The sequence below is a fragment of the Nocardia sp. NPDC050712 genome (assembly GCF_040654295.1).
Classification (GTDB): Bacteria; Actinomycetota; Actinomycetes; order Mycobacteriales; family Mycobacteriaceae; genus Nocardia.
This window is the reverse complement of record NZ_JBFAHT010000001.1, coordinates 1,294,208-1,313,206: the sequence shown is the minus strand read 5'-3', so window position 1 is coordinate 1,313,206 and position 18,999 is coordinate 1,294,208. Positions and strand designations below refer to the sequence as shown.

Sequence of the window (18,999 nt, the reverse complement as noted above, 5' to 3'; positions counted from 1 at the left end):
GGGGCTCAGGCTCGGGTGGTCGACAGGACCGCGGCCAGGTCGGCGACCGTCGGCTGGGCCAGGACGGTGCCGACCGCGAGGGTGACGCCGAATTCCCGTTCCAGTTCGCCGACCAGACGCATCACGCGCAACGAATCACCGCCCAGGTCGAAGAAGCTGTCCTCCACGTCGGCGACCTCGGCGACACCGAGGACGCGGGCGAAGACCGCGCACAGGTCGCGTTCGGTGGCCGTGCGGGGACCGTTGGTGGTGGCGCGCTCCGGAGGTGCGGGCAGCGCGGCGCGGTCGAGTTTCCCGTTGGGGGTCAACGGGACCGCGGCGATGACCACGACGTCGGACGGCACCAGCTGGGCGGGTAGCCGCTTGCGCAGTTCCGGGCGCAGATCCGTGATGGTCCGGCCCGGTTCGGGGACCACGTATCCCACCAGGCGGGCCGTGCCCGCGCTGTCGCGGCGCACGTTCGCCGCGGCCCGGCGCACGCCGTCGCAGGCGGCCAGCGCGGCCTCGACCTCGCCCAGCTCGATGCGCACACCACGGATCTTCACCTGGTGGTCGCCGCGCCCGAGGTACTGCAACTGGCCATCGCGCCTGCGCCACACCAGATCTCCGGTGCGGTACATACGGGCGCCGTCGGCCGCGAACGGGTCGGGGACGAACGCCGCGGCGGTCAGGCCGGGGCGATCCAGGTAGCCGAGCGCGACACCGTCACCGGCCATGTACAACTCACCGACCGCGCCGATCGGGACCTCCCGCAGACCCGAATCCAGCACGCGCGCACGGGCATTGCGGACCGGTCGGCCCAGGCACGGGGTTTCCGAGCCTCGCACCGGCGAGCCCATGGCGTTGATGGTGAATTCCGTCGGCCCGTAGAGGTCGTAGCCGTCGACGCCGGGCTGTTCGCGCAGCCGGGTCCACAGGTCGGCGGGCACCGCCTCGCCACCCAGGATCACCAGCGCCGGGATGTACTCGCCGTCGAGCAAACCGCCCGCGATGAGTTCCCTTGCGTAGGAGGGCGTCACGTTGATGACATCGATGCCGACCGCGCGGTAGTGCCGCACCAGCGCCGTCGGCTCCAGGCGCGCGCGCTCGTCGATGACGTGCACCTCGTGCCCGGCCAGCAGCCAGAACAGTTCCTCCCAGGACATGTCGAAGGAGAAGGACACGGTGTGCGCGATCCGCAGCCGGCCGCGGTTCGCGGAACGCTCGGTGGGACGGAAGATCTCGTCGACGTGATTGTGATACATCGCGGTCAAGCCGCGATGGCCGACCACGACGCCCTTCGGCTTACCCGTCGAACCCGAGGTGTAGATGACGTAGGCGGGCTGATCGGCGCTGACCGGGCCGCGGACCGCGGTCTCGGCCACCGCGGGTGCGGGGGCGTGCCCGTCGAGCACGGCGGCGACCGCCGGGTCGTCGAGCAGGACCGCGTGGTGGCGGTCGTCGAGCAGGTCGCGGGCCTCGGCGGTCGTCGAAAGGACCGCCGCGGCAGCGCTGTCCGCGATCAGGTCCCGCAGGCGGGCCGGCGGATGCGCGAGATCCAGCGGCAGGTACGCCGCGCCGGTGCGCATCACCGCGAAGATCGCCACCACGTGGTCGGCGGTGCGCGGCAGGGCCAGGGCGACGGTGTCGCCGGTGCCCACGCCGGTGGCGGCCAGCACGCGGGCCAGGCGGTCCACGCGGGTGTCGAGCGCACGGGCGGTGAGCGACACCGGGCCGCAGACCAGGGCGATCACGTCCGGGGTCGCCGTGGCGCGTTCGCGCAGCAGCGCGTCGACGCTGCCGCCCGGCTGACCGGGCAGCGGGACCTCGCCCCGGGCCGGGGCGTACTCCAGTGGCGTGCTCGCCGCGGGGACCAGCGTGTCGGCCACGCGGGCCGCGGTTTTCACCGTGATCAGTTCCAGGACAGCTACCAGCCGGGCCAGGAGCGCGGCGGCTTCGTCGTCGGCGACCAGGTCGGGCCGGTGCTCACAGGTGATCGCCAGCGGTGTGGTCGGCGAACCCGGTTCGATGTCGAGGGTGATCGCGTAGTGCGTGCCGTCGATCGCGTCGAAGCCCGTGATGCCGTTGCGCTGGAACATCTCCGACTGCGCCGCGGTGTCGCGGGGCACATTGCGGAAGACGGTGAGGGTGTCGAACAGGACCGGAACACCCGCCGCCCGCTGGATGCGGCCCAGGCCGAGCTGGTGATGGTCGGTGAGGCGGCCCTGCTCCCGGAACACCCGGCGCATCAGGTCGGTCAGCGCTTCGCCGGGGCCGGTGCGGACCCGGACCGGCACGGTGTTCAGCGCCAGGCCCACCATCCGATCCGCGTCGGGGACCTCCGGGGAGCGGCCCGAGACGGTCGCGCCGAAGACGACGTCGTCCGCACCGGTGGTCGCTCGTAGCGCCAGACCCCAGGCCGTGGACACCACGGTGGACAGGGTGACCCGCGCCTCCCGGGCGAACGCGTGCAGCGCGGCCGTGGTGCCCGCGGACAGGCCGGTCCGGGTGAACACCGGCAGCGCCGCCTTCTCGGCGGGCTGCTTGGTGGCGACCAGGGTCGGTTGCCGCAGCTCGGCGAGATAGGCCGACCACGCGGCTTCCGCGGCGGCGCTGTCGGTTTCGGCGAGCCAGCGCAGGTGGTCGCGGAAATCGGCGGGAGCGGGCAGGACGGTGTCCAGCTCGGTGCCGCCGGCGCGGGCCTGCTCGTAGAGCGCGAACAGCTCGCGATACATCAGGGTTTGCGACCAGCCGTCGGTGAGCAGGTGATGCTGGGTGCACACCAGGTAGGCGCGGCCGCCCGGCAACCACGCCAGCGTCATCCGGATCAGGGGCGGCGCGGTGTAGTCGAACGGGATCGCGAACTCTTCGGCATCCAGATCTTTCAGCGCCGCGGCGACTTCGGACTCCGGGACCGCCGTGAGATCGGTTTCCCGGAACGGGACGCTGGCGGTGGCCGGGATGAACTGGACCGGCTGCGCGAAGCCCGCGTGGGTGAAACCGGCCCGCAGGTTCGGGTAGCGGCGCAGCAGTGCGTCGGCGGCCGCGCGCAGGGCCGGGACGTCGACAGCCGGGGCACCGGATTCCGTTGCGGCGAAGGTGAATCGGGGCTGCATGTGGTAGGCGTCGCTGCCCGCGGCGCTGTCCAGGATCGACTGGAAGTACATGCCCTCTTGGAGGGGGCCGAGCGGTAGGGCCTCGGTCCAGTTCGGGGCGAGGGCGTCCAGGCGGGATCGGGCGGCGGCGTCCAGGGCCAGAAGTGGTTCTGCCTGGGACGTGTCGTCCACCAGGCTATTTGTTCCGCGTGGGGCGGTCGGGTCGGGCAGCGCCTTACGGTCGAGCTTGCCGTTCAGGGTGAGCGGCAGCGAGGGCACCGTCGTGATCGACTGCGGCACCATATATTCCGGCAGCAGTGTCGCCAGATGCGACCGCACTGTCGCGGGATCGAGTGCGGCACCGTCCGCGGTGACGACGTAGCCGAAAAGCCTTCCGGTACCGGCGGAATCGGCGCGCACGCAGGCGGCGGCTCCGGTAACACCCGGTACGCGGCGCAGGGCGGTTTCGACCTCGCCGAGTTCGATGCGGAAGCCGCGGACCTTGACCTGGTCGTCGGCGCGGCCGAGGAAGCGGAGTCCGACGTCGTTGCGGCGCACCAGATCACCGGTGCGGTACAGCCGCCGGCCGGGGCGGCTCGGGTCTGCCACGAAACGGCCGGCGGTCATGGCGGGACGGTTCAGGTAGCCGCGGACGACCTGTGCGCCACCGAGATACAGCTCGCCCTCGGAGACCTCGCACAGTTCGTCGTCGAGGATTCGGACGTGGACGTCGGTCCACGGTGCGCCGATCGTGACCGGGTCACCCTGAGTCAGTTCGGCGGCCGTGGCCCACACCGTGACCTCGGTGGGGCCATAGACGTTGCGCACCGCGGCGCAGTGCGTGACCATGTCCACCGCGAGATCGGCGGGCAGCGCTTCGCCGCCCACGAGGGCGCGGACCGAGCCGAGCCGCTCGGCGTCCTCGTGCTCGACCAGCACCCGCCACAGCGACGGCGTCGCCTGCACCACGGTGGCATCGTGCTCGGCGATCAAGGCGTGCAACGCATCCGGATCGAGCACGGTCGGACGGTCGGCGACGATCACGGTCGCGCCCGCGGTCAGCGGGCAGAGCAGTTCCAGCACCGCGATGTCGAAGGACACGGTGGTGACCGCGACGAACCGGTCACCGGCCCGGATCCAGCCGTCCGCCACCACTGTCTCGGCGAACGCGGCCAGATTGGCGGTGCTGATCAGCACGCCCTTGGGGTTGCCGGTCGATCCGGAGGTGTGAATGACGTACGCGAGATGCGCACCCGCGGGCATCGGCTCGGGCAGCACGACCTCGACCGGCTCCGCGCTGTCGACCAGCACCGTCCGCGGCGCCGCGCCGGGCAGCCGATCGGCGACCGTCGCACTGGTCAGCACGCACAGCGGCCGCGCGTCGTCGAGCATGTACGCCAGGCGCTGCGCCGGATAGTCGACATCGAGCGGCAGATACGCCGCACCGACCCGCAGCACCGCGAGCAAGCCGACCACCAGATCGGCCGACCGCGGCAGAGCCACGGCGACAACCGTTTCCGGGCCCGCCCCGGCCGCAGACAGCCGCCGGGCCAGGTCGTTCACGCGGGCACCGAGTTCGCGGTAGGTGAGAGCCTGTCCCCCGCTGATCAGAGCGGTGGCACCGGGCGTCCGCGCCACCTGCTCGGCAAAAGTGACGGCCACACCCTGCGGCGCTTCCGTGCGCCGGGCAGGGTCCGGCGCGAACCCGATCCCACTGGCGACAACGGCACCGTTTCCGGCCGAATCCTTCTTCGCCGAGTTGCCGCCCCGCAGCGGCCGGCCGGTTGCGGTCGCGTCGTGGTTGCCGGTGCGATCGGCATCGCCGACACCGTTCGCGCTCGACACCTGTGCGGCGGAACGCGTCTGCTCCCAACGCACCGGATCCACCACCGCGCAGGCCGCAAGCCCGCGAGCGGTAGGCGCGTCGAAGATATCGGCGACCACGATCCGCACACCGAGCTTGCGCAGCGCGCCGACAAGGCGCATCGCCGTCAGCGAGTGCCCACCGAGACTGAAGAAGTCGTCGTCGGGACCGACCTCGGTGACTTCGAGAATCCGTGCCGCGCAAGTGCGCACCGCATCGACCAGCTCGCTCGACCGCGCGCCGCCCACGTCGCCCGAGCGGCTGTCCGCGTTACCCGTGTGCCCCCCACCGCCGTCACGGCGACCGATCACGCTGCCGTCGCGGCCATTCAACTCATCCCTGTAGCTGTCCACCTCACCCGGGTGGTCTCCTACCTCAGCGGGGCTCACGTCATCCCGGCGGACACCGGTATCCAGCACACGCGCGCGAGATGCGGACCGACGGTTGGCGACCACGACTGGGTCGGGGGCGGCGGTCAAGAGGGTGGCGGCGGTCTGGTCCGGGTCGGCGACCAGCGCCGTGAGGATCTCGACGAGTCTGGTGGCGGTTCGGTCTATGAGTTCGGCGGGGACGGCGGTGGTGTCGTGGTCCAGGATCAGGTCCAGGCCGGCGCTAGGCGGGGCCAGGAGGGTGATCGGGTAGTGGGTGACGCCGCGGTTGGTGAAGCCGGTTACGCGGAGTTCGTGTGATTCCGGTTGTCCGGGGCCGGAGTTCGGGAAGTTCTCGAACAGGACCAGGGTGTCGAAGAGGGTGCCGAGGCCCGCGATACGCTCGACTTCCGCGAGGCCGGTGTGCTCCACCTCCTGGATCTCGAATTGCGCGTCCTGGAGGCGGGTGAACTGGTCCAGTAGCGGCCGTGCGGGATCGATGGTCAGGCGGACCGGAATGGTGTTGCTGAACAGGCCGACCATGGTTTCGACACCGGGCAGGTCGGCGGGGCGGCCGGAGACGGTCGCGCCGAAGACCACGTCGGAGCGGCCGGTGAGTTCGGCGAGTACCGCCGCCCAGGTGCCCTGCACGAGGGTGTTCAGGGTCAGTGCCCGGGATCGGCCCAGCGCGCTCAGCGCGGCGGCCGTCTGCTCGGGCAGCGGCACCCGCACGGCGGAACGGGGGCCGCGTGCGTCGGGCACGCCGACCAGTGTCGGCTCGGCCAGGTCCGCGAGACGTTCGCCCCAGATCCGCTGTGCCACTTCGTGATCACGGTCTTCGATCCACCGCAGATAGTCGCGATAGTGCGCGGGCGTGGACAGCTCTTCCGCCCCGGCGGCGTGGTACAGCGACAGCAGTTCCCGCACCATGATCGGCGTGGACCAGCCGTCGGTGAGCAGGTGGTGGGCGTTGAGCACGAGCCGGTGCGTGTCGCCGGGCAGGCGAATCAGCAACGCCCGCAACAGCGGTGCGGTGGACACGTCGAAAAGCTGTGCCGCCACTTCGTCTTCGAGCCGGTCCGCGGACCGCAGCGCCGCGCGCGCGGGCAGCGCGGAGAGGTCGACGTGGCGCCACGGCACCCGCACGTCACGCGGGATCGCCTGCACCGGCCGGTCGAACTGCTCGTAGTGGAAGGCCGCGCCGAGGTTCGAGTGCCGCGCGACCACCTGGTCGAAGGCCTGCACGAGCCGGTCGGCGTCGAGCGGACCGGTCAGATCGAAACGCGCGGTCAGCGTGTAGACATCGTTCTCGCCGTCGCGAATCGCGTGGAACAGCAGGCCTTCTTGCAGCGGCGAGAGCGGCAGCAGGTCCGCCAGCGGGCCGTGCAGCGCTTCGAGTTCATCGATGCCGTCCTGATCGACCTCGACCTCGGGGCAGTCCGCGGGGGTCAGGCCGCCCGGCGCCAGCACCGCGTGCGTCGCCAGCGCTTCCAGCGCCAGTTCCCACTGTTCCTGGAGTTCGGCCACACTGGCGGCGTCGAGCACGTTCGCGGCCGCGGTCCATTCGACCGCCAGCCGCGCGGCACCGTCCTCGTGCACGAAGACGTTGAGCGCCAGCACTTCCGAGAGCGCCTTGGCCCGCGGTTCGTACACGGCGAACGGGTCCTGCTCGGGTAGTCGCCATCCGGTGCCCGGCAGTGCGGGGAATCGGCCCAGGTAGTTGAGCAGCAGTTCCGGCGCCGCGTGCTCGGCGAGCACGGGCGCGGTCTCGGGATCGAGATAGCGCAGCACGCCGAAGCCGACACCCCCGTCGGGGACCGCGCGCTTGGCTTCCTTCACCGCGCGCAGCAGGCGTCCGGCGGCGGCGCCGCCGCCCAGCGCGTCGGACAGGTCGGTGTCGGCCTCGATCGCGCCGGTGGGAACCCGGACCGGGTATTCGCTGGTGAACCAGCCGATGGTCCGCGCGAAATCGGTGTCGGGCGTGAGCGCGTCGCGCCCGTGGCCCTCGACCGACACCAGCTGAGTCGCCGCGCCCTGCTCGCCGCGGGTCGCGCGCCACGAACGCAGCGCCAGCAGCAGCGCCGCCAGCAGCACCTCGTCGACGCGCGCCCGGTAGGAGTTCGGCAGGGTCGTCAGCAACGCGTGCGTCAGATCCGGCGAGGCGAAAGTGTGTGTCCGCGCCGCGGTTTCGACGGTGTCCCGGGTCGGGCACAGTCCCCGCGCACCCAGCGGGGCGGCGTCTTGCAGCGCCTGCTGCCAGTAGGCCAGTTCCGGACGCCGGGCACCCGCGGCACCCTGCTCGGCCAGGACGGTGGCGTGCCGTCGCCACGAGGTGCTCGCCGGGAACGCGGGCACCGTCCGCCGCTCCCGAGCCGCGGTGCACGCGTCGTGCAGGTCCGGGAGCAGGATGCGCCAGGATACACCGTCCACGACGAGATGATGAGCCACGACCAGCAGCTGATCCGGTCCAGATGTATTGCGCAACAGGATGATTCGAAGCACGTCACCAGCATGCGGATCAAGCAGATCGGCAGCTCGCTCCGCAACTCGACGGACGGCGTCATCGACTGCCGCCACCGACTCCGGCGAGCCCATCACCGCCGATCGCAACGCATCGCCCTCGAACCCCTGCGATCCCGCAGCCTGCATCTCATCGCTTGCCTGTGCCGCAGCGTCGAGCTGGGCTTCGGTGACGATGTCGACGGCGGCCACCGCGCCCACATCACGAATGATCAGATCCGCCGCACCACTGTCCGCGGCCCGGCGCAGCAGCAGGCGCAACGCGTCGTGCCGGTCGAGGATGGTCTGCACGCCCGCGATCAGATCGGCCTGTGCGAGCGCTTCGTCGACGAGAACCGCTGTCCACTGGGCATATCCGGCGACGGCGGTGAGATCGGGGTTGCGCTCGAACAGCGCGCGCACGATCGGCGGGACCGGCACCGTGCCGGTGGCGACGTCGGGGGTGCGCGGCGCCTCGTCGGCTTCGACGGCGCTCGCCTGCACCGCGAGGGTCGCCAGATCACGCTGGGCCAGCAGTTCTTTCGGTTGCAGGATCAGGCCGCGGCCACGCAGGCGGCTGCTCACGCTGATGGCGGTGATGCTGTCGCCGCCGAGTCCGAAGAAGTCGTCGTCGATGCCGACGCGCGGCCGGCCGAGCACCTCGGCGACCACCTCGCACAGCACCCGTTCGCGGTCCGTGCGCGGCGCCCGGCCGTGCGAATCCAGTTGCGGGGCAGGCAGTGCGGCGCGATCCAGCTTGCCGTTCACGGTCACCGGGAGCTCATCGAGCAGCACGAGCGCCGCGGGCACCAGGTGGTCGGGGACGTCGGCGGCCAGGGTGCGGCGCAGTTCGTCGGCAGGCGGCAGCGTCACCCCGGTGGCGGCGACGACATAGCCGATGAGCTGGGCCGGTGTGGTCGTCGTGAGGACGGCCGCCGCGGCGGCGACGCCCGGCAGCGCGCCGAGCACCGCTTCCACCTCGCTCAATTCGACGCGGTGGCCCCGGATCTTGACCTGCTTGTCGTTGCGGCCGAGGAAGTCGTAGCCCAGGCCCGGCACCCAGCGGGCCCGGTCCCCGGTGCGGTACATGCGCTCGCCGGGCGCGCCGAACGGGTCGGCGACGAAGCGGTCCGCGGTGACGGCCGGGCGGCCGAGGTAGCCGCGCGCCAATTGCGGTCCGGCCAAATAGAGTTCGCCGCGTTCGCCGTCGGCGACGGGACGCAGCGCGCTGTCCAGCAGATAGGTGCGAGTGCCCGCGAGCGGACGGCCGATGCGCGGGGTAGGGCCGGAGATCGCGGTCCCGATCGCGTCGACGGTGGCCTCGGTGGGGCCGTAGAGATTGTGCGCGTCGATGCCGGCCTCGAGGATGGTGTCCCACAGCGCCGGTGGCGCCGCCTCACCGCCGATGACCAGCAGCCGCGGGCGCGCGGTGGTGAGCATGCCGTTGTCGACCAGGGCGGCCGCCATCGACGGGGTGGTGTCGATGACATCGATGGCGTCGCGCGCGAAGGTCGCGACCAAAGCCGCCGCGTCCCGCTGCAATTCGGCGTCGTAGACGTGCACGCGGTGCCCGCACAGCAGCCACAGCAGCTGATCCAGGGAGGCGTCGAAGGCGAACGACGCGGTGTGCGCGGTGTGCAGTTGCCGATCGCCGGCGCGGTCGGCGGCCTCGGCGTAGATCGTCGATCGGTGGTGGTGCAGCAGGTGCGCCAGTCCCCCGGTGCGCACCAGGACGCCCTTGGGCGTGCCGGTGGAGCCGGAGGTGTAGATGACATAGGCCAGGTGCTCGGCGTCGCGCGGCGCCGCGAGTTCGGCGGCGGTCAGCGGCTCGTCCGACTGCGCGGCGAGCTCGGCGGTGAACGAATCCGACTCCAGCCGGACAGGTTCGGGGCGATCGTCGCCGGACAGCTGCTCGGCGAGTGCGGCGTCGCTCAGCACCAGCGCGGGACGGGCGTCGTCGATGATGGCGCGCAGCCGCTGCACCGGGTGCTCGGGGTCCAGGGCCACGTAGGCCGCCCCGGCGTCGAGCACCGCCAGCAGCGCCACGACCAGATCCGCGGTGCGCGGCAGCGCGATCGCGACCAGGTCGTCCGGGCCGAGACCGCGGGCGCGCAGGGCGCGCGCCAGCCGGTGCGCCCGGCCCGCGAGCTCCGCCGCGGTGAGCCGTTGCGCACCGCACACCAGCACCACCGAGTCCGGCGCCTGCTGTGCGAGCCGGTTCAGGGCGCTGGGCACGTCCTCGACGGCGCCGGGCAGTGCGGGTGCGGCCCGCTCGGCCAGGATCCGCGGGCCGTCCCCGGCGGCGGACAGTTCCACCCGGCCGATCGAGGGATCGCCGGACTCGGTGAGCCCCTGAATGATGCGGACCAGTCCACCGATCCGCCGTTGCACGGCGGCATGGTCGTTGGTGCGCGCGTCGACCTCGAATCCGAGCTGCACCTCGCCGTCGGCGATCGGCGTCACGGTGAGCCCCAGGTCTTCCGGGGGCCCGCCCGCCACGTTCCGCAGCACGCCTACCGCGCCCGCGAAGTCCAGGGCGAAGTCGAAGGCCTTGAGATTGATGCCGATGCCGTGCAGCAGCGCACCGGTGCCCGCCGCGCCGAGGTCGCGGGCCAGATTCTCACCGCGGTAGCGCTGGTGCGCGCGCACGCCGCGCATCGCGTCGGCGACCTGCTTGCTCAGCGCGGCCAGGGTGTCGTGGCTGCGCACCGTCAAGCGCAGCGGCAGCACGTTGACCGCCATGGCGGGGGTGGTCAGCGCGGTGCGCCCGACCCGGGCCATGAGCGGCATAGCGATCACCACGTCGGATTCGCCGAGCAGGCGGTGCACGAAGCCCGCGTAGCAGGCGATCAGCACCTCGGCCCAGGTGGTGCCGGTGGCGGCGGCCACCGCGCGCACCCGCTCCAGGTCGGCGGCCGAGAGCACGGCGCGGGCCTGGATGGTGCGTTCCGCGGGACCGTCGACGCGCTGCCCCCGGTTGTCGAGGGCGGGCAGCGGGGTGAGCAGGTCTCGCCAGTAGGCGCGATCACCCTCGAACTGGGCACCCGCGCGGTACTGCTCGTCCTCGGCGACCAGGGTCTCGATCGAGCCGAAACCGACCGGCGGCACCTCGGTCTCGCGAACCAGTCCGGTGTAGTGGGCCGCCACCCGCCGCGACAGCATGGCCGCGCTGTAGCCGTCGACGATCAGATGGTGGTAGAGCTGCACGCACCAGACTTCGCGATCGGTGAGCCGGATCAGCTGATAGGTGTAGAGCTGGCGGTCGACCATGTGCCGGCAGTACTCCGAGGCGCGGCCACGTTCCGCGTCGACCAGGGCATGGGCGACGGTGACCGGGTCGGCCTCGGCGCGCAGATCCGCGATCGGCCGCAGGTCCGCCGCCGCGGCGCTGACGAATTGCCTTGGCCCCTCCGGGGTTTCGATCATCCGCAGGCGCATCGTCTCGGCTTCGCCGATGGTCCGCCGGATCGCCGCGGTGAGCAGCTCGATGTCGATCGGTTCGGCGCCGGAGATCTCGAGGACCTCGCCGACGAGGTAGCTGCGCGATTCCGGGTCCAGGCGCTGGGCGTTCCAGATCCCGAGCTGCGCGCCGGTCAGCGAAAACACCCGCACGCCACCGGCTTCGGAATCCACACCTGGCAGCGCACCCACACCGAACTCCTCATCCTCAGAACATGATCACCTTCAAGATAGGCAACCCTAACCTTAATGAGCCTAAACTATGTGGCATAGAAACTGGAACCCAGTCGAGCGGTCGCGCGCTAACTCACTAGTGCTCGTGCGCTTCTTCGAAATCGGCGACGCCGCGCTTCCAATAGCCGGTGACCGAGTGATCCGCCGGGTCCAGCCCGAAGTCCGCACGCAGCCAGCGGCGCAGCGGACGCACCGTCACGGCTTCACCCGCGACCCAGGCGTACACCCGCTCGCCGACCGGCGGCGTGAGCGCCTGCACGGCCCGCACGAGCACCTCGGAGTGCCCGGCGGCCACGCCGTCGCGGTAGAGCCAGTGCACCTGCACTCCCGGCGGCGCTGCGATATCGATCACCTCGGAGGCGTCGGCGACTTCGAGGAACGCCCACCCACCGGCGTTGGCGGGTAAGGCTTCCAGCCAGCGCGCGATCGCGGGCAGCGCGGTGATGTCACCGGCCAGCAGGTACCGGTCGTAGGTGTCGGGCACCACGAGACCACCCGGCGGACCGGCGATGTACACCCGCGTCCCCGGCGTGACAGCCGCCGCCCAGCCGGCCGCGAAACCACCGGGGTGCAGCGCGAAGTCGATATCCAGCTCGCCCGCGCCGGCATCGAAGCGGCGCACCGTGTACTCGCGCGAAATCGGCAGCGGCCGGGGCCATTTCATGCTCAGCCCGACCTTCTCCGGCAGCCGCAGCGAGCCGTCGGCATCGGGGAAGATCAACCGGATGTGCTCGGTGGGCGCGTGACTCTCGAAGCCCGCGAGCTCGGGGCCGCCGAAGGTCAAGCGCAGCAGCGCCGATCCGACCATCCGGGTCCGCAGCACCTCCAGCTCCCGCAGGCCGATCGGATAGGGCACCTTCTCGCCACCGGATCCGGCCCGCACCTCGGCGATCCGCTCCACATGGGTACTCACAGTCATCGGCACTGTCCTTTCCTGCAGGTTGTTTACCGTCGGGCCTCGCGGGCCAGCAGCCACACGAAGTACGCGCCGCCGATCGACACCGTCACCACGCCGACCGGCAGCTGGGTCGGCGCGAAGGCGCGCTGGGCGATCCAATCGCTGAGCAACAGCAGCAGAGCGCCCAGCGCGGCCGCCGGCGCGGGCGCCACCGTGGCCGAGCGCGTCAGCCGGCGAGCCAATTGCGGTGCGGCCAGGGACAAGAACGCGATGGGGCCCGCGGCGGCGGTGGCCACGGCGGTGAGCGCCACACCCACCAGCACCGCTGTCAGCCGAGTCGGTTCCAGGCGCAGGCCCAGCGCCTGCGCGGTGTCGTCACCGAGTTCGAGCAGCGGCATCCGGTAGGCCAGCCACAGCACGCCCGGCAGCAGCACCGCCAGGGCGACGGCGACGGGCGTGACCTGGTCCCAGTCCAGCCCGGTCAGCGAGCCCGAACCCCACACCGCGGCCGCCATCGCGGTGTTCACGTCGACCTTCAGCAGCAGCCACACGTTGACCGATTGCAGCATGGTGCTGATCGCGATACCGGCGATGATCAGCCGGAAGCCCTGCATGCCGCCCTTGTAGGAGAGTCCGTAAATGATGGCGGCGGTGAGGATTCCGCCGACCAGCGCGCCGGTGGCGGTCTGGCGGTAGCCGCCGCCGAAGATCAGCATGACCACCAGGGCGCCGGTGTAGGCGCCGGTGTTGAAGCCGATCACGTCGGGACTGCCCAGCGGGTTGCGGGTCAGCGACTGGAAGATCGCGCCGCTGGCGCCCAGCGCCGCGCCCAGCAGCAACGCCAGCAGCACCCGCGGCATCCGCAGGTCCATCACCACGAACTCGGCCAGCCGCGTCGAATCACCGAAGACCGCCTGCACCACCGTCTTCGGCGCCAGCTGATAGTCGCCGGTGCCCAGCGCGAGCACCGCGACCACGGCGCAGGCGAGCAGCAGGACCGCGATCACGGCGGGTGTGCGCAGGCCGACCCGGAACGAAAACCGGTCGCCCGCGCGGAGCACCACGGTCCGGCGGCCGAAATCCACACGCGGAGCCGTCTTCACAGCGCGCTCACCTTCTTCCGTCGAATCAGGGCGATCAGCACGGGCGCGCCGACGAACGCGGTCACGATGCCCACCGCCAGCTCGTCCGGCCGGACGATGACGCGGCCGAGAATGTCGGCGACCAGGAGCAGCACCGGCGCGCCGACCATCGAGTAGGGCAGGATCCAGCGCTGGTCCGGGCCGACGATCCAGCGCGCGACATGGGGAATCATCAAGCCGACGAAGCCGATCGGGCCCGCCGCCGCGGTGGCCGCGCCACACAGCAGCGTCACCGCGAGCACCGCGAGCACGCGCGTGCGCAGGATGTCGATGCCGAGCGAGCGGGCCAGATCCTCACCGAGCGCCAGCGCGTTCAACGGACGCGCCACCCCCAGCGCCACGATCAGGCCGACCACGATGAACGCCGAGATCGGCCACACGATCTCCAGACCGCGCCCGGCGACGGTGCCCGCGTTCCAGAAGCGCATCTGGTCGAAGGTGTCGGGGTCCAGCAGCATCAGGCCCATGGTGACACCGGTGAGGACGGCACCCAGCGCGACGCCCGCGAGCGTCAGCCGGATCGGCGTCGCCCCACCGCGACCCAGTGAGCCCAGCGCGTACACCGCCACCGTCACCACGGCCGCGCCCAGGAAGGCGAACCACACGTAGGACCACACGCTGGTGAGCCCGAAGGCCGCCACACCCAGCGCGACGAAGAATCCCGCACCCGCGTTGACACCGAGGATTCCGGGGTCCGCCAACGGGTTACGCGTCATCGCCTGGATCAGCGCACCCGAAACACCCAGTGCCGCACCGACGATCACCGCGAGCACGGTGCGGGGCAGGCGCAGCGACCGGACCACGACGTGATCATCGGATCCGTCGAAGTGCCACAGCGCATCCCAGGCGGTGCCCATCGGAATATCGCGGGCCCCGATCATCAGGCTCAGCACACAGACCACCGCGAGCAGGCCGACCCCTACCAGCAGCCACAGCGTTCGCCGTGCCGCCAACCCGGTGGTCACCGTTGCGACCGTGGGTGTTTCGACCACTGCCCTCTCCTACTCCCAGACCAAACGGCTGCGGCCGGTGCGCCCGTCAGGGACGCACCGGCCGAAACCGCGTGCACTACACAAACGCTACTTGGCGGGCTCCGGCGGCAGCGGCGCGTTGACCGTGCTGAAGTACTCGATCGCCGCGGCGATCGCGACCGGGGCGCCGACCACGATGGTGCCGGCCATGGCGCCGAGCGGGCCCAGGGTCATGGCACCGGCGAGGCAACCCGCGATGGGGCCGCCGCCGAGCAGCAGGGCGACCGGCAGGGTCAGACCCAGGCCGAGCACACCACCGGCAACACAGCCGACAACGGCCGCGCCGATCGCGCCGACGATCGCGCCGACCGCGGCGCCCACCGACAGGCGGCTACCGAACTTGGACCAGGCGGCCTGCTCGCGCTGCTCGGCGGCCTTGTTGGAGATCTCCTTCGGCGCGGCCATGGCCGGGCGGTAGAACGCACCCTCCACGACCGGCGTCAGGGTGGCCTTGTTGCCCTCGATGGTGGCGCGCACCGGGTAGACGATGTCGTCGACGTTCACCTCGAGCGGCACGCCGCCGACGATACCGCCTGCAGGAGACAGGATTCGGAACTGGCCGTCCTTGACCTCGAGGCTGCCCGCGTCGGTGGTGATGACGGCGGAGTTACCATCGTTGTTGGTGGTGTAGTTGATCTTGCCGGGCACGATCGGCACGCTGAACCCGCCCTCCGGAGCCACCGGAGCCGGTGCGGCGCCGGCGGTGCCGCCGGCAACCGTCAAAGCGGCGATCGTGATCATCGACGCCGCAGCGAAGTTCCTCATCCTCATCGTGCTGTACCTATCCCTCACTCTATTTCGACAGTCCCGCGCGTACCCGGCTAATACCCGGCATGCGTCGGTAAAGTTAGCCTAACCTGATTGGTAACGCAATGGGGACCTACGTATCCAGGGACAGGGTCATAGCAAACACCGATGGCCGCACAGGAGAACTGTGCGGCCATCGGTGAAAGAGGAAGAGTCAGCTCAGCTTCAGCGAGCGGCCGATGATCTCCTTCATGATTTCGGTGGTGCCGCCGTAAATGGTCTGGACGCGAGCGTCCATGTAGGCCTTGGCGATTGGGTATTCCTTCATGTAGCCGTAGCCGCCGTGCAGCTGCAGGCAGCGGTCGATCAGGTCGACCTGCTCCTCGGTGCTCCACCACTTGGCCATGGCCGCGTCCTCGACGGAGAGCTTGCCGGCGTTGAGATCCTCGATGAACCGATCGACCATGAGGCGCACGGCCGTGGTCTTGGTGGCGAGCTCGGCCAGGACGAAACGCGTGTTCTGCAAGGCGCCGATCGGCTTGCCGAAGGCCTTGCGGTCCCGGACGTACTGGATGGTCATGTTCAGGCAGGCCTCCATCGCACCGGCGGCCATGACGGCGATGGACAGACGCTCCTGCGGCAGGTTCTGCATGAGGTGGATGAAGCCCATGCCCTCGGTGCCGAGCAGGTTCTTGCCGGGCACGCGCACGTCGGTGAACGAGAGTTCCGCGGTGTCCTGGGCTTTGAGGCCGAGCTTGTCGAGATTGGCGCCGCGCTCGAAGCCGGGCATGCCGCGCTCGACGACCAGCAGGCTGAAGCCCATCGCCCCCTTCTCGGGGTCGGTCTGGGCCACGACGATGACGATGTCGGAGTTGATGCCGTTGGTGATGAAGGTCTTGGCGCCGTTGAGGATCCAGTCGTCACCGTCCTTGACCGCGCGCGTCTTGATGCCCTGCAGGTCCGAACCGGTGCCGGGTTCGGTCATCGCGATGGCGGTGATGATCTCGCCGGAGCAGAAGCCGGGCAGCCAGCGCTGCTTCTGCTCGTCGTTGGCCAGCTCCAGCAGGTACGGCGCGATGACGTCGTTGTGCAGCGTGAAGCCCAGCCCCGAGTACTGACCGTTCACGGTCTCCTCGGTGACGATGGCGTTGTACCGGAAGTCCTTGACCCCGCCGCCGCCGAACTCCTCCGGCACGGCCATGCCGAGGAAGCCCTGCTTACCCGCCTCGAGCCAGACATCACGGTCGACGATGCCCTGCTCTTCCCACTTCGCGTGGTTCTGGGCGACATGCTGATCGAGAAACTTGCGGAACGACTCCCGGAACAAATCGTGTTCGGGCTCGAACAGTGTGCGCTCCACACCAACCTCCTAGTGACCACATCCGGGGCGGTCCACACCGACCCGTCGTTGTCTCACACGGTACCCCGAACGAGAACCACAGTTCACTTCTGGGGCGCGAACAATTGCCCCACCTGGCCCGGAAGCGACCAGGTGGGGCAATTGAAGTGGGAAGACGGACTCAGGAAGGCAGGCCGAGGCCCTGCGCGAGCACGGGCCACGACTTCAGGAACGCGTCCTGCCAGTAACCCCAGGAGTGCGTGCCGACGGGGGTGAAGTCGTAGGTGGCGGGGATGCCCAGCTCGGTCAGCCGGTTCTGCAGGTTGTGCGAACCCCAGTTGGTCGCGCCTTCGAGCGCGCCGCCCACGGTCACCTGGTTCGCCAGGCCGCCGGGGCCGGGCAGCGCGTGCGCACCGTCGAGGGTGTCCCACGGGCCGGGCAGCCCGGAACCGCTGGAGATGAACAGGTTCGTGCCGCGCAGCCGTTCGGCGTGCAGCAGCGGATCGTTCTCGGCCCACCGCGGGTCACCCTTGGGGCCGTACATGTTGTCGGGATCGCCGCCGCCGGCCCGCACCACGGTGCTGACGAAGTCGTAGCCGACCGGATCACTGATCTGCGCCGCACCGCTGTAGGACGCGACCGACCCGAACAGGCCCGGCTTCGCCTCGGCCAATTGCAGCACCGAGGTGCCCGACATGGACAGCCCGGCGATCGCGTTGGCGCCGTTGGTCCCGAGCGCGCCGTCGACCAGCGGCGGCAGCTCCTCGGTGAAGAAGGTCTTCCACTTGTTGGCGCCGAGCTCCGGATCGTCCGCGATCCAGTCGGTGTAGTAGCTGAACTTGCCGCCGACCGGCTGGATGACGTTCACGTCCTGACCGGCGAGGAACTGCGGAACCTGGGTCTGCGCCTGCCAGGTCGCCTTGTCCTCGCCGCCGCCCGCGCCGGCGAGCAGGTAGAGCGTCGGGCGCGGGGCCGAGGTGTCGCGCGGGCGCTGCACGTCGACCTCGATGTCCTTGCCCATCGCGGCCGAATAGACCTGGAGGGTGATGGTGCGATCGTCGACGATGTCATAGCTCGCGATGTGGGAACCGTCGCCGGAGCGCGGCGAACCCAGCAGTTTTCCGGAGGCGATGATCGGGTCCCCGGCGGTCACTGCGACCGCGGCGCCGGTCGCGCTCACGCCGCACGCTATTGCTATCGCACCTGCTAGAACCGCCGATTTCCTGATCCAAGACATGGCGACAACCGTACGGAACGGTTGCTGAGAGATTGCCTATCTGATTCTCAGCGGACCATCAGGCGCGCGGCGTAACGATTCGCCGACGCCGTGCTCCGTGCGGTCTTCGGCCAGGCCGAGCGGGGACCGCACCCCACGGCCTCGGCGCGGAAATGCGACCGGATTCACACCGGCAGCAGCCCGCGCAACCGGCCGCTCAGCGTGCGGCCCGGATCCCGATCCCGCTCGGCGAGCAGAAACTTGATCTCCTCCTCCAGCGCCTTGCGCACCACATCCCGGAGTTCGGTCGCGGCGGCGTCGGCGTTCGCCCCGTCGCGCCAGGCCTGCGGATCGATCGGCGCGCCCGCCGAGAAATAGAACCGCTCCGGGCGTGGAATCAGCGTCGGCCCCAGCCCGCGGATCAGCGGCGGGGTCAGATTGGATTTCAGCCCGACCGCCTCGACCACCTTGCGCAGCGGGCTCATCACCGGATGCTGACCGTCGAAGACGATGTCGTAGACGTCGTCGCCGCCGATCATCGCGATCGGCACGATGGTCGCGCCGGTCTCGATCGCCATGTGCGCGAACCCGGTCCGGCCGCGCCAATCCAGCACGTACTTCTGCTGCCCCTTACGGCCGACCGCCTCGCGCCCGCCACCCGGGAAGACGATCAGCGCCTCGCCGCGGCGCAACAGCGCCATGCAGTTGCGGCGGTTGCCGCGCACGATCCCGAAGTGGTGCAGGAACTCCCGCAGCCCCGGCACCCCGATCAGCACGTCCTCGGCGAGCCCGCGCAGCAGCCGGCCACGGCGCCGCAGCACCTCGGGCAGCAGCAACGGCGCGTCCAGGCCGCCCATCAGGGTGTGGTTACCGACCAGCAGCACCGGGCCGTCGGCGGGAATGTTGTCCAGACCGTAGAAACGCGGGCTGGTCCAGGCTCGGGTCGGCGCGGTGATCGCCTCGATCACCAGTTTGTCGGTCTCGCTCAACCGCACCTCGAGCGGTGCCCCATCGGACAGAACTGCCTTCACAGGCAAGGATTCAGGCATCGGTGTCCCCATCGAATGTCGGATCCCAGCACATCGTCGTATTGGAATGATTTCCCCTGCGCCGCAGATAGATACGGCC

8 protein-coding genes are annotated in these 18,999 nt (G+C 70.4%); all 8 read right to left on the bottom strand.

Going from position 1 to position 18,999, the window contains the following annotated elements; translation table 11 throughout:
* Positions 1-5: 5 nt before the first annotated feature.
* The 8 genes from AB0H76_RS06295 to AB0H76_RS06260 all read right to left on the bottom strand — a co-directional run bounded on the left by AB0H76_RS06295 (position 6) and on the right by AB0H76_RS06260 (position 18,866).
* Positions 6-11,456 carry an amino acid adenylation domain-containing protein gene (locus AB0H76_RS06295; protein ID WP_357318118.1) on the bottom strand — a complete coding sequence of 3,817 codons (11,451 nt, stop codon included), beginning with the start codon at positions 11,454-11,456 and terminating at the stop codon, positions 6-8.
* Between the two features lie 118 nt (positions 11,457-11,574).
* Positions 11,575-12,417, bottom strand: a complete 843-nt coding sequence (locus tag AB0H76_RS06290) for a siderophore-interacting protein (RefSeq protein WP_357318115.1) — start codon at positions 12,415-12,417, stop codon at positions 11,575-11,577.
* A gap of 26 nt (positions 12,418-12,443) precedes the next feature.
* Positions 12,444-13,499: an iron chelate uptake ABC transporter family permease subunit gene (locus tag AB0H76_RS06285; RefSeq protein WP_357318112.1), complete on the bottom strand. Its 1,056-nt coding sequence runs from the start codon at positions 13,497-13,499 to the stop codon at positions 12,444-12,446.
* Entirely contained in the window at positions 13,496-14,530 is a 1,035-nt protein-coding gene (locus AB0H76_RS06280) for an iron chelate uptake ABC transporter family permease subunit (protein WP_357318110.1), read from the bottom strand. The genes AB0H76_RS06285 and AB0H76_RS06280 overlap by 4 nt, the downstream gene beginning before the upstream one ends.
* Before the next feature lie 87 nt (positions 14,531-14,617).
* Positions 14,618-15,334, bottom strand: a complete 717-nt coding sequence (locus AB0H76_RS06275) for a hypothetical protein (protein ID WP_357318107.1) — start codon at positions 15,332-15,334, stop codon at positions 14,618-14,620.
* A 196-nt stretch (positions 15,335-15,530) separates the two neighbouring features.
* Positions 15,531-16,676, bottom strand: a complete 1,146-nt coding sequence (locus AB0H76_RS06270) for an acyl-CoA dehydrogenase family protein (protein ID WP_357318104.1) — start codon at positions 16,674-16,676, stop codon at positions 15,531-15,533.
* A gap of 160 nt (positions 16,677-16,836) precedes the next feature.
* A complete protein-coding gene (locus tag AB0H76_RS06265) occupies positions 16,837-17,835 on the bottom strand; it encodes an alpha/beta hydrolase family protein (protein WP_357318101.1) in 999 nt (332 codons plus the stop codon).
* A 221-nt stretch (positions 17,836-18,056) separates the two neighbouring features.
* The gene (locus tag AB0H76_RS06260) at positions 18,057-18,866 is read right to left on the bottom strand and encodes a lysophospholipid acyltransferase family protein (RefSeq protein WP_357320462.1); all 810 of its coding nucleotides are present in this window, start codon (positions 18,864-18,866) and stop codon (positions 18,057-18,059) included.
* Positions 18,867-18,999: the final 133 nt, after the last annotated feature.